This window comes from Anaerolineales bacterium (assembly GCA_015075725.1).
Lineage (GTDB): Bacteria > Chloroflexota > Anaerolineae > Anaerolineales > Villigracilaceae > Villigracilis.
In genome coordinates, this window is sequence record JABTTV010000001.1 from 2,435,703 (window position 1) to 2,456,389 (window position 20,687).

At 50.1% G+C, this 20,687-nt stretch carries 20 protein-coding genes; 8 read left to right on the forward strand and 12 right to left on the reverse strand.

Annotated elements, in window-relative coordinates:
• Nucleotides 1-43: 43 nt before the first annotated feature.
• Nucleotides 44-1,876, forward strand: coding sequence for a glycoside hydrolase (locus HS100_11665; protein MBE7434564.1), 1,833 nt, complete (start codon nt 44-46; stop codon nt 1,874-1,876).
• 169 nt (nt 1,877-2,045) lie between these two features.
• Here HS100_11665 and HS100_11670 read toward each other — a convergent pair whose 3' ends face one another.
• Nucleotides 2,046-4,595: a helix-turn-helix domain-containing protein gene (locus tag HS100_11670; GenBank protein ID MBE7434565.1), complete on the reverse strand. Its 2,550-nt coding sequence runs from the start codon at nt 4,593-4,595 to the stop codon at nt 2,046-2,048.
• Nucleotides 4,596-4,669: 74 nt separating this feature from the next.
• Between HS100_11670 and HS100_11675 the strand changes: the two genes are divergently transcribed.
• From HS100_11675 to HS100_11700, 6 genes are all read left to right on the forward strand, one after another.
• Nucleotides 4,670-5,149: a cupin domain-containing protein gene (locus tag HS100_11675; protein MBE7434566.1), complete on the forward strand. Its 480-nt coding sequence runs from the start codon at nt 4,670-4,672 to the stop codon at nt 5,147-5,149.
• On the forward strand, nt 5,142-6,137 hold the full coding sequence (locus tag HS100_11680) for an alpha/beta hydrolase (protein MBE7434567.1): 996 nt from the start codon (nt 5,142-5,144) through the stop codon (nt 6,135-6,137). Before HS100_11675 ends, HS100_11680 begins: the two co-directional genes overlap by 8 nt.
• 60 nt (nt 6,138-6,197) lie before the next feature.
• Complete coding sequence (locus HS100_11685) at nt 6,198-6,863, forward strand: hypothetical protein (protein MBE7434568.1); 666 nt, start codon at nt 6,198-6,200, stop codon at nt 6,861-6,863.
• 69 nt (nt 6,864-6,932) lie between these two features.
• Nucleotides 6,933-7,808 (forward strand): CPBP family intramembrane metalloprotease, encoded by an 876-nt coding sequence (locus tag HS100_11690; protein MBE7434569.1) that lies wholly within the window; start codon nt 6,933-6,935, stop codon nt 7,806-7,808.
• A 62-nt stretch (nt 7,809-7,870) separates the two neighbouring features.
• Nucleotides 7,871-9,055, forward strand: coding sequence for a beta-lactamase family protein (locus HS100_11695; protein MBE7434570.1), 1,185 nt, complete (start codon nt 7,871-7,873; stop codon nt 9,053-9,055).
• A 13-nt stretch (nt 9,056-9,068) separates the two neighbouring features.
• Nucleotides 9,069-9,914, forward strand: coding sequence for a hypothetical protein (locus tag HS100_11700; GenBank protein MBE7434571.1), 846 nt, complete (start codon nt 9,069-9,071; stop codon nt 9,912-9,914).
• Between the two features lie 28 nt (nt 9,915-9,942).
• Here the strand turns inward: HS100_11700 and HS100_11705 are convergent, their stop codons facing one another.
• The 11 genes from HS100_11705 to HS100_11755 all read right to left on the reverse strand — a co-directional run bounded on the left by HS100_11705 (nt 9,943) and on the right by HS100_11755 (nt 19,918).
• Nucleotides 9,943-10,440, reverse strand: a complete 498-nt coding sequence (locus HS100_11705; GenBank protein MBE7434572.1) for a DUF2938 domain-containing protein — start codon at nt 10,438-10,440, stop codon at nt 9,943-9,945.
• Nucleotides 10,441-10,448: 8 nt separating this feature from the next.
• Nucleotides 10,449-11,267 (reverse strand): CPBP family intramembrane metalloprotease, encoded by an 819-nt coding sequence (locus HS100_11710; GenBank protein ID MBE7434573.1) that lies wholly within the window; start codon nt 11,265-11,267, stop codon nt 10,449-10,451.
• Nucleotides 11,268-11,296: 29 nt separating this feature from the next.
• The gene (locus tag HS100_11715) at nt 11,297-12,319 is read right to left on the reverse strand and encodes a prolyl oligopeptidase family serine peptidase (protein ID MBE7434574.1); all 1,023 of its coding nucleotides are present in this window, start codon (nt 12,317-12,319) and stop codon (nt 11,297-11,299) included.
• Nucleotides 12,316-12,624, reverse strand: coding sequence for a hypothetical protein (locus HS100_11720; GenBank protein MBE7434575.1), 309 nt, complete (start codon nt 12,622-12,624; stop codon nt 12,316-12,318). The genes HS100_11715 and HS100_11720 overlap by 4 nt, the downstream gene beginning before the upstream one ends.
• A complete protein-coding gene (locus HS100_11725) occupies nt 12,624-13,535 on the reverse strand; it encodes an NAD(P)-dependent alcohol dehydrogenase (protein MBE7434576.1) in 912 nt (303 codons plus the stop codon). Before HS100_11725 ends, HS100_11720 begins: the two co-directional genes overlap by 1 nt.
• Nucleotides 13,536-13,590: 55 nt before the next feature.
• Nucleotides 13,591-14,274: a DUF2306 domain-containing protein gene (locus HS100_11730; GenBank protein MBE7434577.1), complete on the reverse strand. Its 684-nt coding sequence runs from the start codon at nt 14,272-14,274 to the stop codon at nt 13,591-13,593.
• Nucleotides 14,275-14,305: 31 nt separating this feature from the next.
• The gene (locus tag HS100_11735; protein ID MBE7434578.1) at nt 14,306-14,920 is read right to left on the reverse strand and encodes a hypothetical protein; all 615 of its coding nucleotides are present in this window, start codon (nt 14,918-14,920) and stop codon (nt 14,306-14,308) included.
• Nucleotides 14,921-15,207: 287 nt separating this feature from the next.
• Nucleotides 15,208-15,936 carry a hypothetical protein gene (locus HS100_11740; protein MBE7434579.1) on the reverse strand — a complete coding sequence of 243 codons (729 nt, stop codon included), beginning with the start codon at nt 15,934-15,936 and terminating at the stop codon, nt 15,208-15,210.
• 45 nt (nt 15,937-15,981) lie between these two features.
• On the reverse strand, nt 15,982-16,443 hold the full coding sequence (locus HS100_11745; GenBank protein ID MBE7434580.1) for a hypothetical protein: 462 nt from the start codon (nt 16,441-16,443) through the stop codon (nt 15,982-15,984).
• A gap of 191 nt (nt 16,444-16,634) precedes the next feature.
• Entirely contained in the window at nt 16,635-19,370 is a 2,736-nt protein-coding gene (locus HS100_11750) for a helix-turn-helix transcriptional regulator (protein MBE7434581.1), read from the reverse strand.
• A gap of 176 nt (nt 19,371-19,546) precedes the next feature.
• Complete coding sequence (locus HS100_11755; GenBank protein ID MBE7434582.1) at nt 19,547-19,918, reverse strand: response regulator transcription factor; 372 nt, start codon at nt 19,916-19,918, stop codon at nt 19,547-19,549.
• Between the two features lie 123 nt (nt 19,919-20,041).
• Here HS100_11755 and HS100_11760 point away from each other — a divergent pair, with 123 nt between their 5' ends.
• Nucleotides 20,042-20,686 carry a response regulator transcription factor gene (locus tag HS100_11760; GenBank protein MBE7434583.1) on the forward strand — a complete coding sequence of 215 codons (645 nt, stop codon included), beginning with the start codon at nt 20,042-20,044 and terminating at the stop codon, nt 20,684-20,686.
• Nucleotide 20,687 lies beyond the last annotated feature (1 nt).

Sequence of the window (20,687 nt, forward strand, 5' to 3'; positions counted from 1 at the left end):
AGACCTGACAGGTTTCCAAAACCTGTCAGGTCTTTTAATTTCCATGATTCAAATCGAAACCACTCCCCATCCCTTTTCCATCTCCTTCAAAAAAAATAATCAAGTGATGATGACCGTGAGGCTGGATTCTGATTCCAAGCCGAATCTCCGCAGCGACGATTCATCCGTCACCGCTGAATTCCCGCGCTTCACTCTGGAACTCAAACTTGATTCAGACCATTGGGCATTGACCACCACCCCAACCGATTCCCCCGTCGAGGTCAGAATCCAACTCCCCGGCTATTGGTATGGCGGCGGTGAGCTCATCAATCAGCATCACCCGCTCAACAAGTTGATGATGCACAGCGCGCCCTTTCACACCTTCGATAACGGACCCACAGGCTTGAGCGGTGTCATGAACCCCGCCTGGTTCTCCTCCAATGGCACACTCATCATCGCAGACTCGCCCATTGAATTTGGCATGAATCAACCGCCCGCGGACTATCCACGCTTCAAATGGAGCTTTGTCACCGATGGACGCGGCGCCTTCTCCGACCGTCCCTTTCTTGATAAAGGCGGGGTGGGGGATGGGATGTTCACCTTCAAAGGAAATTCTCTCGATCTCAAATTCTCCTTTTCCGAAAACGCGGTCACTGCCTACGAAAACCAGATCAAACATTTCGGGCATCCATCTGAACTGCCGCCTGAAGGCTTATTCACCAAACCCACATGGACGACATGGGCAAGATACAAAACTGCCATCAATCAGGAAGTCGTTTTGAAGTTTGCAGATGAGATCATCCAAAACGGCTATCCCTATCATGTGATGGAGATCGACGACCGCTGGCAGGTCTATTACGGTGATTTGGACTTTGACCCTCAACGATTCCCTGACCCCAAAGCGATGATCGATGAACTACATGCGAAGGGATTCAAAGTCACCACGTGGGTTATCCCATTTTTGAATGAACGCTCAAATGCCTTTGCCGAAGGGAAAAAGAATGGTTGGCTTGTGCGCCGCACAGATGGTTCTCCGTACCTCGTGCCGTGGTGGCAGGGACATGGCGGCTTGCTGGACGTCACCCATCCGTCGGCGTTGGAATGGTTCTTCGAACGGCTGAATCAGTTACAGGTCAAGACAGGAGCCGATGGCTTCAAGTTCGATGCGAGCGAGGCATGCTTCCTTCCCATTGATGCGGTCACACATCAAAAAATCCATCCTAACGAATATACAAATATTTATGTGGATGCGGTAGCGAAGCACCATCGCTTAACCGAAGTGCGCTCGGGTTGGAAAAACCAATCCACGCCGATCTTTTTCCGCCAGTGGGATAAGACAACTTCGTGGGGATTGGATAACGGTTTGCACTCGGTGTTGACTGGTGCATTGGCGATGAGTTTGGCGGGCTACCCGTTCATCCTGCCCGACATGGTGGGCGGCAACGAATACGATGAAAAAGCGGATGCCGATCTGATGATCCGTTGGACGCAGTTGAACGCGCTGCTGCCTTCGATGCAATTCAGTCTTGCTCCATGGGATTATGGCGCGGACGCCGCCGAGCTTTGCCGTCTCTTCGCGAACCTGCACGTGGAATTCGCGCCGAAGATTTTGGAGATTGCTCGCGCCACAGTTGCAAAGGGACAGCCGATCATCCGCCCCATCTTCTGGCTCGACCCATCGGATGAACGCGCCCTGACCTGTGGCGATGAGTTTTTGCTGGGCGATGAATTTTTGGTTGCGCCTGTAGTGACACCGAACACCACGCAGCGCGATGTTTATCTTCCAAAAGGTGAGTGGCAAAACTATTGGACAGGTGAGACAATCCCTGGCAACACTTTGCTCGAACATTACCCAACCCCGCTTGATACCTTGCCGATTTTCAAACGAATCAAATGACGAAGAACAACATGACAACCTGTAAATTCCCGCATAACTTTCTTTGTGGCGCCGCCGCTGTCCTTGATCTCACTGGTCACGACGGGCGGAAATACTCCGCGCAGGAGATTCATGATATCACCCGGCGCCCCTGAGCGAGGATTTTAATTGTGGAAATAAAGTCTCTGCCTTAGCTATTCGCCAATACTTTTCTGGCAACTTCTTCAAAATGGTCATCTGTTTTAATGAGAGGAACAGCTTTCATTTCATGGGGAGATGTTTTGCCTTTGAGTTCCTCTGCAAGTTTTTCGGCACGGGCTTTGGTCTTCAACAAGGCAGACGAATTGGCAAGGCAATAAAGTGATAACTGAAGAGCGAATAACAGATTTCCGCGTTTTGCCTGGAGGTCTGCAATATCAACGAGCACATCCAATGCCGTAAGAGGTCCCTGCGTGTCGAGCGAAAGCCGCAAGGATTCATGCCAGAGATTTTCGGCCTCCTTATCATTTCCCAATGCAAACGCGCTTCGTCCCATTTCTGAGAGCAGGCGTGCAATATCCCAGCGCGCGCCAAGTTCTGTGAAATATTGCAAGCTTTTCTGGAATGCTTCATATGCCTCGGCATGTTTTTCTTGCGCCTGCGCCAAAAGCCCCATGCTACGATAGGCATTTCCCAGCCCCATACGATCCCCGATCATGGTGTTGATGGCGATGCTTTCTTCCAGCGCGGCTTGGGCTTCATCATATTTTTGCGCATCCTTCGCGCTCAAACTGAGAGACGTGAGTCCAAATGCGGTAAAACGCAAATCACCGGTTCTTCGCCAGGCATCCACGGCGGCTTGAAACTGTTCATGCATCGTTTCGGTTTTGCCAAGCAGCATATCCACGCCGACCAATTCCGTCAGACAAAGAGCTTCATACCATGGGTCATGGATGCTGCGGGCGGTTTGCAATCCTTTTTCGAATAAATCCGAAGCACGGCTAAGATCGCCCATGATGATGTTGATGATCCCTAAAAAGGTAAGGGCTTCCTCAAGAATGGTTGGATCATGGACATTCTTCAAAACCGCAAGGCTTTGTTCGAGCATGCGCTGAGCTTCTTCGTGCCGTGACGTTCGAAGCGCGAAAAGGGAACGGGTGGTCAAGGTATGTGCCAGCGACTTCTTTTCCTCATCCTTCAAAGATCGATTCGCCAGGGCATCTTGAATGTGCTTGAGATAATCCAACCCTTCCTGATACCAGCCCAATGTATCGTATAACGTCGAGTAGGCGCTCAACCCGGTTTCGATAAGCACAAATTCTTGATGCGCCAATGCCCACTCCAAGGCAGTGCGGATGTTGTCAATATCCGCGACGAGTTTGGCAAGCGACTCGCGTTGCATGGAACTTCGTAATGGCAGATCTTCCTGACCGAGGAAGCGGATGAAGTATCGCCCGTGAAGCGCCTGCGCCTCTTCCCTGACCTTGAGCTGGTCTGCCAACCGTTCAGCCGCGTACTGTCTGATAATTTCGTGCAGGTCGTATCGCCCCGTTCCACTTCTGTGGACCAATGACTTGGCGACCAATGCCGAGAGGACGGGGAGAGTCGCATCCGCGATGTCTCCTGCCGCTTCGCGCGAGAATCCGCCTTGGAAGATGGCAAGCCGAAGCAAAACATTCTGTTCTTCTTTAGTTAGTAGATCCCATGAATGATCGAAGACCGCCCGAATCGAGCGGTGACGGGTGGGCACATCCTTGGCAGAGATGGAGAGGAAATCCAATCCACGCTCGATCTCGCTGGCGATCTCACGGCAGGACAAGGTCCGCACCCAGGCGGCGGCAAGTTCAATGCCGAGCGGCATGCCGTTGACCAAATTACAAATACGGACGATGGCTGGGTAGTCTTCTGTTGTGGCGTCAAAGCTGACATGCGCGCGGCGGGCGCGTTGTAGAAACAACTCCACGGATGTGCCTTCGATATCCGTCCCTTCGGGGATGGGTAAGCCATGCACTTCGAAGATCCATTCACCTTGCAGCCCTACTGACTCGCGTGAGGTGACCAGGAGTTTGAGTTTGGATGTTCTTGCCAATACCTCTGCAAAGAATTCAGAGATGCTTGCATCACCGAGAAGATGTTCGAGGTTATCGATCAGCAGAAGGGTGTGTTTGTCTTTGAGATAGTTGAATAATTGCTCTTTGGGCTCATGCTCACCTTGAAGCGTAAAGCCCATTGAATCGGCGATGACGGGGATGAGGTAACGGGAGGATTGAATCGGCGCGAGCGGGACGAAATAGACGCCACCTTCATAATCGGGTTGAGTGCGGGATGCGGTTTCAAGCGCGAGGCGGGTTTTGCCCATGCCTCCGGGACCCGCCACGGTCAACATGCGGCAATGCGGGTCACGTAGAAGTTTGCGCAGTTCATCCACTTCATGTTGACGCCCGATGAGGGGAGTGGGCAGGGTGGGGAGGTTGGAAGATGATGTTTGAGCTGGGGGAATGTTTGGGGGCTGAACCCGCTGCGATACGGGAGAGAGGCGGTCTGTCGTCCATTCACCGCGGGCGACTTTGATGAAATCCTCCCGTTCAGCAATTTCCAAAATATTGGCGATCAATTCAGCGATCTGGGCGGAGGGACGGCGTTCGTCGCCCTCGATCTTGCGCAGCATGGCGACCGAACAGCCCACGCGATTGGCAAACTCCTCGCGCGTCAGCCTGCGTGCTGTGCGTTGCTCACGAAGCCATTCACCAAATGTTTTCATGTAAAAAAATTGTAACACTTTTTGTCACACTGAACTGACACCCAAAGGGCGGCAGGAAAGCGTTTAATGCGGGCATGGCAAATTTATCTCTTCAAACAAAACCTTATTCGTTCGACGATGACTGCCAACGATTTGAGTCACTGGGTGCGTTCGTTTGCATCAAAGCGAGCGCGGAACAGACAGGAGGTGCGTTCAATTTATTCGATGTGTTATGTCCGGTTGGATATGAAACGCCACTGCATATCCATTACGCGGAAGATGTGGCGATCTATGTTTTGGAAGGTGTGCTCGATATTTTTTGGGGCGAAGAAAGCAAACGGGCAAAACCTGGTTCGTACTTTTTTCAACCGCGAGGCACGCCGCATGGGTTTCGTGTGAACGGGACGAAGTCTGTGCGCATGTTGTATCTGACCTTCCCGGCAGGCTTCGATACCTTTGTGATCGAGCGAGCCAAGCCTTTCACAGACTTCGACGCCATGATGTTGGAAGCCCGTCATAAGATCGAGATTTTGGGTTCGTTGCCCACTTTAGAAAAAGGAGAAGACGATGAGTAAATTTTTGAAATGGACGAAAAAGATGATGACCGGATTGTTGATCTTCACATTGGTTGCTGTAGCTCTGACTTGGGTTGCAGGAAGCATCGCCAAGAACAGACTCGCCGTGCAGTATCCCGCGCCCGGCAAGTTGGTGGATGTGGGCGGATATCACATGCACATCCATTGCGTTGGCGAAGGCAGTCCAGTCGTGGTGATGGAATCTGGCTTGAACGATTTTTCATTGCAATGGTCTTCAGTGCAGGCGGAGATCGGTCAGTTTGCGAGAGTCTGCGTATATGACCGGGCAGGCTTCGGGTGGAGTGAGGCGAGTCCGCATCCGCGCACGGTGGCGACGATGGTGAACGAATTGCACACCTTGCTTCAGAATGCCGAGGTGGAAGGTCCGTATGTGATGGTAGGTCATTCCTTTGGCGGAATCGTGGTGCGGGAATTTACGCATCAATATCCAGACGAAGTGACCGCCATGCTGCTGGTGGACTCGGCACATGAACTGCACTTTGTGCGCATCCCTGCCTTTGCGACATTGACAGAAGCGATGGCGCGTCAGTTCAAGTTGTTTGCCGCGCTCAATTCTTTCGGCATCATGGCATTGTCACCGGAGCAGATTCCCGCTCGCGGGTTGGAAGGCGAAGCGTTGGAACAATATCGCGCCTTGCTCGCAACCACAGATTATTTCAATGCGGCTGTGATCGAGTCATCCTCTTTCCTTGCCGAGTTTGGAACCGGTTCGACACACAAACTCAAAGGTCTGGGCGACCTGCCGCTGATCGTCCTGACACGCGGCTTGCCCGACTCGCTGCCCATTCTTTCGGAGCAGGAGAACGCTCAATACGATACGACCTGGTACGAATTGCAGCGTGAGTTGGTGGGCTTGTCTTCAAATAGCAGGCAGATCATTGCCGAAGACAGCGGGCATTACATCCAGTTGGATGAGCCAAATCTGGTCATTGATGCGGTTCGTGAATTAGTTGAACAATCAAAATAAACCTCGCTCCCGCCGCAGTCCCCGGCGGCGGGAAACAAGAAAAAATAAAAGGAGTCTCTTATGTTTGCTGGACATTTAGCTGCTGGTTTGGTTCTCAAGAAAATGGAACGTCGCATCAATTTAGGCTGGTTGTTCTTCGCTGCCCTGTTCCATGATTTTCTGCTCGGCATTCTGGTGTTGCTAGGTCTGGAGCAGATTCACATCCCCGCGAACTTCGCGCAGACGCATTACCTGACCTTTACCTTCCCATATTCGCACGGGCTGACCGCTTCGATCATCTGGTCTTTGCTGGGTTTCGCCATCACATACGCCGTCCTGCCGCGTTGGTTGAGCAAGGAACGCAAGCAGGCAGGCTTGGCGATCGCATTGGCTGTGTTCTCGCATTTCGTTCTGGATTGGTTCGTCCACATCCCTGAGATGCCTTTGCTCGGCGCGGACTCTCCGAAGGTCGGATTAAGTTTATGGAATAACCTTCCGCTCGCGCTCGGACTTGAAGTTGGTATGGTCCTCATTGGCTTTATCTACTACCTGAGCATGGTCAAACCTAAGACGAACCTCGCCAAATATGGAGTCGCTGTTCTCATGGTCTTGATTACTACCCTGACCGTCACCGGACAGTTGCTCGCCGAAACGCCACCACCCGCGAATGGAGCCGCCATGTCCTGGATCTTTCAACCCTTCCTCATCTGCGGACTTGCGTATTGGTTCGACCGAAAGGAGAAGTGATCGAAAATAGATATGTACTTCACCTACCGTTGAATCATATTCAAAAAACTTTAGAAAAGGAAAAACATAATGTCTACTTCAGTTCTAACGACCACTAACAATAAAGCATCAACTTCATTTATCGAGCGATATCAGATTCCCATCCTCTTTTTGCTGGTGCTTGGGTTGACCTGGCCTTTCATGATCGTGGATGTGCTTGGCTCGCACGGGATTCTCCCGTTCCGTGTCCCTATGATCTTGTGGTTGGTGATGGGGTATATGCCAACATTGGCTGCCGTGATTGTGACTGGCTTGACCCAAGGCAGAGAAGGTATTCGTGCTTTGTTCAGGAAATTCCTAATAGCACGCGTTGGAATCAAATGGTATCTCTTTGCCATCTTTGCTCTGGCAGGAGCAACCATTGCCGCTGTTATCCTCGGTAACCAATTCGGAGCAACGACTGATAGCCCATTGCTTAAACCAGATATCGCAGCAGCAGGACCAGCCGCCATCTTCCTGAATGCCACCTTGATGTTTATCGTCCGCGGAATTCTGAATGGTGAAGAGTTCGCCTGGCGTGGATTAGCCTTGCCGAAACTTCAGGCAAAATACAACGCCCTTACCTCCAGCCTGATCCTCAGCATCCCGTGGATACTCTTTCATCTGCCGCTTTTCTTTACAAAAGGCTCCACGCAGGAACATATGTCCATCCTTAGCTATGCCGTTCAACTTGCAGCCACATCGATTCTGTTTACATGGATATATAACAATACCAAAGGCAGCGTCTTACTTGCTTATATCTTCCATGCCTCAATGAACACCTGGACTGAATTGTTTAGCATCGATGCTGGGAATGCATTTCAAAACTGGATATTGACCGGTGTGATCGTAGCGCTGACGGTCATTGTGCTGATCTTTTCCGGCGCTGAAAACCTTTCTCGAAAGAATCAAAGAATTCAAGAATAAAACAGTTTATCAAAGGATGCAGTTACATTGAAAGTGACTGCATCCAGTGTTGAAAGGTAAAAATGAAAAGGCAAGCCATGTTCATCTTCTTGATTGTTCTGCTTATTGGTTTTACTTTATACGCTTTCGCTCCCCACGTTCCTGCCGTCCCAAAAAATGTTGAAAGCGTCACTGAAATGGAAGCCTATTTGAATCGGCTAACCGCTTCGGGAAACCCGCCCGGCTTATCCGTGGTCGTGGTCAGGGATGGCGAAATCATTTACAACAATGCCTTCGGGGTCGCTGACGGTCCACGCAAGATCAAAGCCACGCCGGAGACCGTCTATCACTGGTGGTCGATGACCAAAATCCCCACCGCGATTGCCATCATGCAGTTACAGGAACAAGGCAAGATAAAACTCGATGATGAAGTCACCAAGCACCTGCCTTGGTTCGAAGTGACTTATCCATCAGGTGATAGCCCAGCCATCACAATCCGTCACTTGATGCAGCATACCTCCGGGCTGCCAAATCCTGTCCCTGCCATGATCGGCTGGGTTCATTATGACGATGCCACGCCAAACCAGACCGAAGTGTTGAAAAAATATTTGCCGGAATTCAACAACGTGAAATTCGAACCTGGCTCAAAGGCGATCTATGGAAATCTCAATTACATGGTCTTGGGTGCAGTGATCGAAGCCGTATCCGGGCAGACCTACGAAGAATATATCCTCGAAAATATTCTGGCTCCTCTTGGCATGACCCAAACGAACTTCGTCTACACCTCAGACATGTCCATGCATGAAGCGGCGGGCAGCATTCCCCTCGTCCATTTCTTTACGCCGCTGCTCCCGACACTCCTTGATACAGACGCGCTCGTCCGTGAACGGGATGGTAAACTACTGTGGATGAATCGTGTATACATCGAAGCGACTCCATCCACCGGCTTGATCGGACCCGCACCGGATGCGGCGAAGTTGATGATGGCATATCTCAATCGCGGCACGCTTAACGGACAGTCGATCCTGTCTCCCGAATCCATTTCCACGCTGACGAATACTCCTCCCATCAACGGGCGCGGACTTGGCTGGGCAGTCGGCGAATCAAACGGAGAGCTTTACCTCGAACACGGCGGAGGCGGTCCCGGCTTTGCCGCCACCATGCGCCTTTACCCCGAAAGCGGATTGGGCATTGTCATCCTCGCCAACGGCACCGACCTGGATCGCGATGGTCTCGCCGATTTACTAAAAACCTTAAACTATCAATAAATGGATGGATACCATGTCTATAAATACTTCTACAACGAATAATCGAGTCACTTCCTTCATTAAACAAAACCCATTGCTTTCGATCTATATCATCATGTTCACAATAGCCTGGTCGGTCATGATTCCACAAGCGTTGTACTCGCAAGGGATGATATCTTTTCAACTTCCTGAGATCCTTGAAATTTTCGTTGGTTGGTCACCGGCTATTGCTGCGCTGATCGTCTCTGCTGTACTAGCAGGACGCTCCGGAATCCGGGAAGTCTTTGGTCGCTTTTTGATCTGGAGAGTCGGACCCCAGTGGTATTTGGTTGGGATATTCCTGCTGGCTGCCATCATTCTGGGCGGGATCGGTCTTCATATGGTTTTCGGCGGCACAATGCCTGTCATCCCTGTGGCTGGCAAACCACTATGGGAGATCGCTCTGACTTTTATCGTTTTCATACTTCTCGGTTTCCTATTCAATACAGAAGAGGTCGTCTGGCTTGGAGTTGCCATACCTCGACTCCGGGATCGTTTTGGCATTCTGATGACCGTTCTCCTCATTGCCATCCCTGAAGTCATACTCCATTTGCCCTCATTTTGGATGACCGAGAATCCCTTCTATCAAAATGTCGGCATTTCCTGGTTCCTGGCTTTCTCGATTGCCATGGTCGTCATTTACGTGTATGTATTCAACATGACAAAGGGCAGCCTCATCATCGTCACCCTCCTGCATGCTTCGCAGAATGCCTGGTCTACACTGCTTTCGGATAACAGCCCGCGTCCATTCCATTTTACTGTCGTTCTAGCCTGGGTGATCGCTCTCGCTTTGATTGCAGTGACACGCGGTCAGTTAGGGTATTCGACAGCCCAAAAATAATGGGGGGCACTTAATATTGATCCCTGATCTACACGAACCAGTTGACCACTAATCCTGAAATGAAAATCCCAAACCCAAAAATAATATGATTCATCAAACTGCGAAGCCTTGCTTGTGTGGGTTTCGCAGTTTTTGATGCGGCAGCACCCAGCCCGAATGCAGGTTGCATGATGAGGAATGGTGCGGAGACCGTGATGATTCCAAAGACCAACGCGGGAATCAAAGTGGGATGTTGAAGCCAGCTCTTACCTGCAATTGCAACAAAAACGATGGCAAATGTAATCCCGGTTATGTAATGTGTAATCCATCCAACTACACATTCCGCGTACTTCTTCGGAGCGGTGACAATGTTCGAGTGTCGAAAGACACCTTCTGGCATGTATAGAACCCAGCGCCCAACCAGACAGAAGTTCGAAGGGGCGATCTTGAAGGCATGTTTGAGGAAAATCCCCCAAAGATCAAACGTCAAGGTTGCCCCAATCCCGATAATGATGACGTTGAGGAAGTAAAGAATTGAATTATTCATCTTTGTTTTTATTGCTTTCTCATATGGAGGACAATTAAAGTAATCACTACACAAATCAGCCCGGGCAGGCTGGCTTCGAGCCCAAACTGACCACCTGTCAGCCATGCCGGGATATCTCCAAAGGTGGGTGTCAATAAACCTGATTGCTCGGTTCCGCTCACGCCAAAACCAAGAACACTGCCTTGCACAAAGTTCGCCATTAGATGCAGACCAAGGGGCATCGCCAGGCTCTTCGTTTGAATAAAAGCCAGACCGAACAGGATCGAGGCGAGAAAAATGTCGATGCTTGCCAACACTTTGACGCTACCGGTCATGCCCGGATTGTTCAAGTGTGTAAGAAGAAAAAAGACAGCGACGATCAGTTGGGCTGACCATTGACCCAATCCGGCGATGAGGCGCTGAAAGACAAACCCGCGGAACAACAATTCTTCTGCAACGGCTACTCCAACAAAGAGCAGGAAACTCGATGATAGGACCGATATGCCTGACGGATTCCATTGCCAGTGGACCCAGCCGAAGATGCTTAAAATGAGCGCTGGGGCTAGCATGAGGGCGGAACCAATCAATCCGCCAACGCATAGTTCCTTGAGCCAATGAACATCGAATTTGCCGAACAATTCAGCGATTGGTCTTTGGCGTGGCAATTGACAGATAATCGATGCCAGAGTGACAATTATGACTTGCAAGCCTATGGATACTTCTTTGTTGTTCTGCTGTGCTGTTAGCAAGGTTGGGAAGAGCAGCAACGCAAGCACAAGAAAAAAGATCAGAATCCACCAGCCATTGCGAAGTTGCCGTTCGGAATTTAGAAACGGACTAAAGGTCATAGACTATCCTGTCTGTAAGGGCATCGGCTTTATGGCTGTTGCATTTTTTCTTTAAAGAACATGATTATGCTGGCATTCATATCCGTATGGAAAGCCTTCCTGTCGAACTGCCCCTCATCGGAGCAAATTTCAGAGGGCGCGAGAAAACTACAGGGTGTGAGGAACGAAAGATGACCTGCCCCAGGGACCGAGTGAAACTCAACTAAGGAGCCCAATGCTTCGCGGACCAACTTTGTGTTTGTGGCATACGGAACGTTGATATCATCCTCGGCGCTCCAAAGCTGAATTGGCACATGGACATTATCAAGTCCATGTGGAACAAATGTAAATCCCAGTCCCGGCGCCGCCACGACCGCTGCCTTAATTCTCAAATCGGGCAGAAAATCATTTTCCATTGTCGCCGAATCGGCATTTAGCAGTGGGGAGTTGACGGACTGTAGCAGATCGCAAACAATTTCAGGTGACTCGGCACAATGTTTCGCTATGATGCGAAGGTCTGGCTGACCACCAACGGCAGTCAATACTGTAAATCCACCCGCCGAGAGCCCGTAAGCGCCGATACGTTCTGGGTCGATATGATCATGATATTCCCAATTGTCGAGCATGTAATCAATAGCAGTATGGATTTCTTCGTTGCGTTGTGTTAACCAGGTTATTGAACCGACGGCACTTTGGTCAGCATAGTTGTCGCCACTATGCATGGGTGCTACGACTACATAACCAGCGTTCGCAAGTGCAAGTGCCAGGTCGGCGTGACTTGCAGGTCCACCGCCGTTTCCATGTGAGATGATTATTAATGGCAGATCATTTCCTGAAATTGGGGCATTGCGCGCCACATCCATCAATATGATGCTCAACATTGTCGTTGGTTTAGGTTTTACATGAGTTGGGTACCACACCCCGGCGGGAATAGGCTTTCCATTCGCGTCAGGGATTTGAATTGTTTCGAATCCTACAGGGTTTTCGGTTCTTAACGCTGTTGACATGGCAAAGCGGACAAGCCCAAACGCAGTTACTGAAAGTACAATAAATATCCAAAGAATCCATTTCATTTTTTTCTCCTTCTTGACCGATACTTCTTAACTGTGTTGGTTGTTATTTGCATTTCTACATGTTTGGGTTCAACCTGGTTTACAGCAAGCAACGGCATTCCCAGGTCACGGATTTTTTTCAAGATGCCATGTAATGCAGACTGGTCGATAATGGGTCCACTTAAGAGTGTGTTCCCATCTTCTTCCAATGCGATGGTCAACCCATCGAACCAGCCTGCCATTTGCTGACCCAGATGACCTTTGATCCTGATCTGAAAGATATTCGGCACATCCGGGTCCTGCCCTAAATTCTGTTCGTTTTGCATTATTGCACCCTAATGACGATGTTCCCTTTTTTTCGTCCCATATCCATGTAACGGTGCGCCTCGACCATATCTTCCAGCGGATAGCTCTGGTCAATGACCGCTTTGACCTCGCCCTTCTCGATCAGTTCCTTGATAAAGATCAGGTTATCCATGCCTTCTTTTGTATCCAGTTTTGCCATCGAAACAAATGTTCCGTTTGATGCGAGAACCTTCGAGTATTGTGATTTGGGGAACTTCGCCACTGTGTCGAAGATAACGTCGTAGCGTTCTTCCCTGGATGAAAAATCCTCTTTTGTGTAATCGATGATGTGATCAGCGCCCAGTGATTTCACCATTTCCAAATTGGATGTGCTGCACACCCCGGTCACTTCTGCGCCAAAATACTTTGCCAACTGCACAGCATACGTACCGACACTTCCAGACGCGCCGTAGATCAGGACTTTTTGTCCGCGCTGGATGTTTCCCTTGCGGAGCAGACGAAGCGCCGTGGTCGCGCCGATGGGGAGTGCTGCAGCTTCTTCATAGGTTATGTTGGCGGGTTTGATCGCCATCATCGCCTTCTCGGGCAGGGATTTGTATTCGGCATAGCCGCCAAAATTCTCGGTCAGGGTGGAGGCGAAAACCTGGTCACCGACCTTGAAGCGGGTCACATCTTTGCCGACCGCTTCCACTATGCCCGCAAGTTCAGAGCCGAAGATCGGTTGTCTGGGTTTTGTGATGCCCAGCGCAAGGCGGGCGGGGATCCATACAGCGGCAGGGACGGTAAAACTTCGCATTCGGAAATCCGCAGCGGTGACCGTGGTGGCGTGGACTTTGATCAAAACTTCATCGCCTTTCGGCGTCGGCTTATCAATCTCTTTGAGTTGAAGAACTTCAGGACCACCATATTGGGTTGCTACAATTGCTTTCATTTTTTGTCTCCTTATTTTCTAAAATATTAAGTGAACTTGATGTCAATATTCAAATCTATGCTGTGCGGGTTTGTCTGGTTGCACCCTTGCGGATGCTCCATTCCGCCACGGCAAGATTGATCACCCAGGCTGCGCCATGCAACAACGCGTTTTGAAATTCATTGGGCGTGCCGAAGATCAAGGCACCGACCATACCCGTGAATACCTGCGTACCTGCACCAAGACCGAGTGCGTAAGCGCGCGCCATCCAAGCCAGGTGCTGATCAACATCCTTCCGCAGGATGGCGAGGTATCCCAAGATGATCGAGAGAACCATGCCAGTTCCGAATAGGAGCCGAAAGGCATATAGCAGGTTACTTGCGCCTTCCTGACGAGGATAGAACAAGGTCATCCAGATCGCTGAAAGCCCAACGAGAAGTCCAACTGGAACCAGAAACCTGCCAACCCAACGATGCCATTTACTTCCGCGCTGCCAAAGGCGACCCACGAACTGGAGCGCGCCAAGCAGGACATAGACCGCAGATGCAATAATGTGAATAACCACAGGCGAAGGAGATGCAAAGAAGCGCGCGTTGTCTGGTGTGATCTCAGCGCCGCTTGCCAATTCGTTCAAGCGTAACGCGCCAAAGATCAGGGGAATGATGCTGAGGAGGATCAACCCAACGGGCACCCACCACGATATTTGAGTTTTTCTTGCAGGTGATTTGACTTGACTTGTATTTTGAGTGATCGCTTTCATTTCTAAACTCCTTAAATAGATTTGTTGGTTTTCAAGCTACCTGTGAGACGATTCCCTGATCAAGCAAGGATTCAGACGGCTTTTCTCGTCGTTCGGAAAAGAGGGCGTATCCCAGCCAGACCAAGACGAACCCAATCGGTATCGATGTCAACTGGACGAGTTGATAGGGAAGCAGAGTAAACATGGTGCCCGCCAAAGGACCTGATACGGCAAGCAGGACAGCCGCCCCGCGCGGCAAGATGCGAGCGCGGAAAGTAGCAATTCCAAAGAGCAGGGAGCCAAGGACATACAGTATCGATACCAGCGAATAGATTGTTGTGAGACTGCCAAGGTTCGTGGGGATACCAGTCCCATTTGACAACTGCAATGCGCTTTCTACAAATGTTGGCGCTGTGGTCGTCAAGAGCGGCAGGATTGTAGGTTCGATGAATGAAATGCACATCTGGACTGCATAATGGGTGGTCAGCAGAAGATAACCAGCCAAACCCTTCCAACCGGTTTCTTCCACTTGTCTGGCATAGAGCCCGGTAATACCGAGCAGAGCAAAGATCGATATGGATGTTTTGAAGGAGGTGATGATGATAAATGTACTGGTATTGATAGCTGGATGAGTTGCTCGAATAGCCGTGAAAATAATCCCTGCTATCATGGCAGATAAACCTGCCCAACGGATGAGTTTCGATGTGGTCACTTTCATTTTTTCTCCTTTGGAACCAATAAGATAAGTGCCTGAGGTTGACACCCGGCATCGCTGCCTGTTGAGTTCGATTGAAGACAATATACAGATCAATCTGGGGAGATGTCTTCCCCAGATGTGGGGATTTCGGGTGGGGATTTGCTGAGAATGGGAATTATCGATCGGGTGATAATGAAGTACAGAATGGACAAGTGATCGGATAACTGCCTGTCCATTCTGTAATCTCTTTCGCGAATTTACTTGGCTTCAGGTTGGCTAAGCTGCGAGCTTACCTTGCCAGGAACGGCTTCTGATACTTTTTCGCGGCGTTCGGAAAAGAGCGCGTATCCCAACCAAACCATTGCCAGCCCAACGGGTATCATGGCGATCTTCGCCTGGTATTCGTGTGGAAACATTCCACCGATAGGGATCAACACGGCTGCGAGTGTAAGCAAACCACCTGCCCAGCGCGGCAGGACGCGGGCGCGCAACGTAGCGATGCCAAACAGCAAGGCTCCGAGGATATACATGGGTCCTGAGATATTCCACAGTATTGGCAGGATTCCAAGGTCGACCGTGCTGGGGACTCCAGTCAACATCCCAAGAAGGCTTTCCACAAATGCAGGTGACTCGGTTGCCAGATTAGGCAGGATAAATGCTTCGACGAATGAAAAGCCTGTTATGAGCACAAACCAGACGCTAAACAGCAGGAAGCCAGTTAGACCCAGCCAACCGGACTTTTCCACTTGCCGGGCATACAACCCTGCCATGCCGAAAAGTCCAAAAAAGCCCAGGGCAGTTGCAACAATGTGGACGTTTACCCAAGCGGTGGTGGTAACCGATGAAGGGACATTCTCTGGATGGAACATTCCAATAATGATGAAGCATAGCCCTGCCAACATGGCAGATACACCTGCCAGCCGCATGAGGGTGGATGTGGTCATAATTGCCTTGCTCTTTTTGATCGAATTTTCTTTGGCATTCATTGTTTGTCTCCTTTTGAACTCATAAAATGGTTTCGAATTTCGACACTAGGCTTCGCTGCCAGTCGTGCGCGCGTCCGGGTTTGAGGTGATCTTCTTCATCCACGGATCGCCAGGTGCCTTCAGGAAGTGATTGAAGACATATCCCCAGGGCATCACGAGTGGAATCAACACAATTCCCACGAGATTGTTGATCAGTACCTCTTGAACATCTGGAGCTAACTGCCCGGCAGACCATTGGGGGAGCGCGAACGCCAGAACCCAGACAGCCTTCCACAGAAACTCGAAGAACAGCAGTGGCAGCATCTTCAGTGGGCGATGAATCCCTGTCCCTGCCAGAAGCGCAAGCCCAGCGAGCACACTGAGCACAACGCTGCCCATGGTCGACAAGTCTGCAGGAGGGTTGAAAATCGCGGGCAATTTATAGATCGACAGCCCTATAGCCATGAACGCATACATGGCTCTCAGCAAATAAAGCCTGAAGATCGAAACCTCGGAACTGGTATTCATATATTTGTCTCCTTTTTTGAACCTATAAAATAATTCCCGTTGGGCATCACTGCCTGTTGGGTTTGATTGAAGACAATATACAAATTAACGTGGGGAGATGTCTTCCCCACATGTGGGGATTTCGAGTGGGGAGAATCGAAAACCCCGCCAGAGAAATTTGGCGGGGCGTTTGGATATTTCAGTTTTTCTTTTTAGATCAAGCCGAGTTCAATCGCCCGCTTCACAGCCGCCCGACGGTTATTGACGTTGAGTTTATTGTAAATGCTCTTGATATGCGTCCGAACCGTGCTCAAAGCAATGACAAGCTCCTGTGCAATCTCGGGACCCGATAACTCGGTCTTGAACAGGCGCAGGATGTCCAATTCACGCTGACTAAGCGGCTCGATCAGGGACCCTGAAACTGGTTCAGCGGAAGGAGGCGTTTCTTCCCCGATTCCCTTTCGCTCCGCCTCGAACGCCGCCAACAGCTTGCTTGTGTATTCCGGCATGATCTTGCGTGCAGCAACTTCGCGGAGTATCGTCTCCATGTCTGCGCCTTCATCCACGAACATGCGAATGTATCCCTCTGATTCAGCCAATTTCAAGGCATGTTCAAGCGATGACAATGCAGCTGACATATCCTCTTGTAGTTGATAGGCGAGCGCTTGAAGAACCAAGATTTCGATGACACTCCCATTTCTGCCCCCTGCTTCTGCGGCTTTCAAAAGACGATCCAGCAATCCTATTGCCTCCTTGAGTGAATTTTCCACATGCTCTCTTTGATATTTCGACAACAATATCCTTGCGAAAGTGATTTGCTCAAACTCCCGCAAGTAGCTGGGTTCTTCCTCAATGGACAATTTCCGTTCACGCGCCCAATTAATCGCCCTGTCCAACTCGCCTTGCTTGATCCACACTCGTACCTTTATTGCTGGTATCGGGCGAACATTGGGGGAAAAATCAGCCGTATACCGATGTTCTGCCTCGTCGAGTAATTGGAGTGCATCATCAATATTCCCTTGATTTTCTTGTATTCCCGCCATCGCCACGCGCCATCGAAACGGATATTGCGGGAACCCTGTGTGTTCGCCTTGTTCTTTGGTTTTCGACAGGTGCTGTATGGCAATATTCAGGTTGTTTCGCTCGAGTTCAAGTTCACTGAGACCTACATACATATCCGCCGTTCCGCGTATCTTTGATGTGCCATGTTCTGCTGCCAACTGCAAGCCTCGTTTGTAGATATGCATCGCGTCATAAAGACGACCTTGTACGATCCGAATATCCGCCAGGTAGACACTACCCCCGATGGCATCCGAGATGTGTCCAGCTTTCTGTAAGTGAGCCATGCCATCTGCAAATGATTGATAAGCAGCATCGAGATTCCCAGCAGTCCAAGAAGCAAGTCCCATGAGAGCCGCCGCCGCTCCACGCACTATATCATCGTCTTCAGGTGTAAGGTCAAGCACCTGTTGTGCATATTTCATGGTGTCAGGCACGTTGCCCGCAGATACTGCCAACCCAGCGCGGTACATGGCAATCGCTCCTGGAAGCTGTACGAATCCATCTTCCCTCACGATCACCATTTCACTTGCTTGACCGTGTTCTTCTTTCATCGTATCCAGCCAGCGTTCGGCATTTTGTAAAAGAACTTCAACACCTTCAATCTTGCCATTACTTAGCAGCGCTCCAACATACTCAATACTCAACATGGGTCTATATTGAAATATTTCCTCAGGTAACGATTTCATCCAGCTAAGCAACATGGCTTCCTGTCTGTTCATGCGCATAACTGGTGCTGTCAACTCGATCAAACCCGCCGCTCGTTCAAAATCTGCTCCAACCAAAGCGTGGTGGATCGCTTCCGTTGTTAAGTTATTTTTCTCACACCACTCACTGGCACGTCGGTGCAGAGTGGAAACCTGTTCAGGCTGCTCTGTCGTCAAGTGCATACGAAGTACATCGGCAAAAAGATGATGATAGCGATACCACTCACGCTTGTCATCCAATGGAATGAGGAATAAATTGCCCCGTTGCAGTTGTTCCAGTTTCGATTTGCTTCCCGGTTGAATGGTCACAGCGTCACAGAGCGGGCCGTTCAAGCGTTCGAGAATGGATGTTTGAAGCAGAAAGTTTCGAACGGGCTCAGGCTGACGCCTTAACACCTCTTCGACGAGATAATCCACAATATAGCGGTGATCTCCGGCAAAAGCCTGAATGAATCCGTGGACATCCTGCTGTCCCTTCATCGAAAGCGCCGCGAGTTGTAGGCCGGCGATCCAGCCCTCGGTGCGCTTGTCCAATGCGGCTACTTCTTCTTCTGTGAGGTTCAGACCCATTACTTGATTGAGAAATTCCACGGCTTCAGATGGGGTAAAGCGCAAGTCTGAGGCGCGGATTTCGGTCAATTGATTTCTGGCACGCAGCCTGGGAGTCGGCAAAGCCGGATCCTCGCGGGTGGTGATAACCAAATGCATTTGGGGAGGCAGGTTGTCGATCAAAAAGGTGAGAGCATCATCGACCGATTTAGAATCCGTGAGGTGGTAGTCATCGAGAACGAGGATGAAATTATTCGAGAGGATGGTGATCTCATTGAGTAATGCTGTTGATACTGTTTCAATGGGTGGTGATTGCGGCGATTGGAGTGCATCCAGCAATCCTGCCCCCAGATTCGGGGAAATTTTCTGCAATGCACTTATGACATAGATGAGGAAACGCACAGGGTCATTGTCGTTTTCATCCAGCGACAGCCATGCAGCCTGCTGCCCGCAATTCACAATCCATTCGCTGACCAAGGTGCTTTTCCCAAAGCCGGCCGGAGCGGAGATCAGGGTCAGTTTATGACCCGTAGTGAGTCCATCAGATAGTTGTTTAACTAATCGGGAACGGGCTACTACTTTTGGAGGAAGCAGTGGGATGAAGAACTTGGTGGCTAGAACTGAAGCAGGCATATATTCATTATATTATCGCAACCCATCCTTCAAGATGGTGTTTGTCTGTAATAACCAACAAAGAAGGTTGCATATTGCCAAATTTGCGAGCAGAGATGCTGGATGTACTTCAGGCTTCCATCTTGAAGCAGTAAACCTTACAGAGATCATGTGAAATTCTCCATTCCTAAATGCCTTCACTTGGAGATTCGAGCCGATTTTCGGATCGCCTCTATCAATTCTCCGTTTGGTTTCTTTTTACTAATAAAGGCAGATGCTCCAACTTTTTTGGCGCGTTCATGATTTGATTGATCGTCATAAAAACTGAGAATAATCACAGCACATCTTGGAAAGTCACGGTGGAGGCGTTCGGTCAGGGCAATGCCATCCATGCCGGGGAGTTGGATGTCTGTCACGACCACATCGGGTTGGAGATCCCGGACCAATTGCATGGCCTCCCAACCATCACCTGTTTCACCCGCAACAATGAAATCCGCTTCAGTGCTGAGCCACATCCGAAGCCCTTTGCGAGTGCCGGCTTCTTCGTCGACAATCAGGATATTGATCATGCCTACAGTATATTAAGAGCGGATGTAATTCACATCGGGAGAAGGTCTGTTTCCCAACTCAGACTTAAGTCTGAGACCCATGAAATGAGGGTTATAATGACTATGTAACCGGGAGGGTCGCTTATGAGCATTTGCATTTTGATAGCAGATGATCATGCTGTCGTGCGCCAGGGGTTACGGATGTTTCTGGAAATGGATGCCGATTTTGAGGTGGTCGGGGAAGCGGAAAATGGGGAGGATGCCGTCCGGATGGCTGGCGAACTTCAGCCCGATATCGTCCTGATGGATTTGATCATGCCGGTCATGGACGGTATCACAGCCACGTCCAGGATCCGGCGGCAATACCCGGATGTGGAAGTAATCGCTTTAACAAGTGTCCTGGATGATGGCTCTATTTTTGGAGCGATCCGGGCAGGAGCGATCGGATACTTATTAAAAGATACAAAAGCCGATAAATTGATCTACGCGGTTAAATCGGCTGTTGCGGGACAGGTTCAGCTTTCACCCGAGGTTGCAAAACGATTGTTGAAGGAAATTGATCTTCCAGCGATGTCAGGGCATCTCACGGATCGGGAAAGCGATATCCTTCGAATGCTCGCATCAGGGTACTCAAATAAGGGAATTGCCCGGGATCTGAATATCGGGGAAAAGACCGTCAAAACGCATGTCAGCAGTATTCTTTCAAAATTGGGAGTAACCAGCAGGACCCAGGCTGTTGTCTATGCTTTGCGGACTGGACTGATCATGTTACCTCCCGGACAATCGTAAG